At 67.8% G+C, this 874-nt stretch carries 2 protein-coding genes; both read right to left on the reverse strand.

The window, feature by feature from the left end; translation table 11 throughout:
• Positions 1-2: 2 nt before the first annotated feature.
• Positions 3-368, reverse strand: coding sequence for a hypothetical protein (locus FL311_RS43385; RefSeq protein WP_141333553.1), 366 nt, complete (start codon positions 366-368; stop codon positions 3-5).
• A gap of 46 nt (positions 369-414) precedes the next feature.
• Positions 415-714, reverse strand: a complete 300-nt coding sequence (gene tnpB / locus FL311_RS43390) for an IS66 family insertion sequence element accessory protein TnpB (RefSeq protein WP_228557485.1) — start codon at positions 712-714, stop codon at positions 415-417.
• Positions 715-874: the final 160 nt, after the last annotated feature.

The following is an 874-nucleotide window of genomic DNA, read 5'->3' on the forward strand; positions in this document are numbered from 1 at the left end:
CCTCACGCAGCGTGGCGCGCCAGAATCCGGCTCGCTGCTGGACTCCGCACGGCCTGCAACATCCCTTCCCGGCAACCAACGCGCTCGTCGCGACCGCGCTCTCCATCAACCACTTCGCTCAGCAACATCTGCTGGCGCTTCTTCTTCGCGGCCTCGGCTCGGGCCGCCGTGGCGTCCGCAGCTGCTCGCAGCTCGGCGGCCACCGTGGGCAGCTTCTCCGCTTTGCGTCCGAAAACGTGGCGCTGCAGGGCCGCCAGCTGCCCCTTGAGCGCGTCCACTTCGCCGCCGATGCGGCCCACCTCGGCCTTGAGTTCCTCGGCTTCCTCGCGCCAGGGGCAGAAGTGGTCTTGAGGAAGCTCGCGCGGCACTCCGTCTCAACACCTCACCGCCGCACTGCGTCCCGGGCCCAGCGCGTCAGGTACCCGTGCGCCCGGGAGGCGTCCAGGCGGGCTGACGCCGCACCTGGGCCACGTCAATGCCGTCCAGCAGCATCGCCAACTGCGTGGCGTCCAGGTGCACCACCTGCGCGCCCTCGTCCACCGGCGGCAGCCGGAAGCGCCCCGCCTCCAGCCGCTTGTAAAGCAGCACGAAGCCGCCCCGGCTCCACGTCAGCACTTTGACTCTGTCTCCCTTGCGCGAGACGAAGGCGAAGAGGTGCCCCGAGTAGACATCCTCGCCCCACGCGCTGCGTACCAGCGCCATGAGGCCATCTATCGACTTCTCCTTATGCGGCGCACCGCATAAGAGGAATTATGCCGAGTCCGGCGTTATGCGGAGTTGAGGGGTATGCCGCGCCGCCCACGGTCGATCCGACCTAGCGTGTCGAGGCCATGAGACCCTTGGCCAACTCCGCATAATCGTGAGCTTCCTTTGC

Source organism: Myxococcus sp. AB025B (assembly GCF_006518215.1).
GTDB classification, from domain to species: Bacteria; Myxococcota; Myxococcia; order Myxococcales; family Myxococcaceae; genus Myxococcus; species Myxococcus fulvus.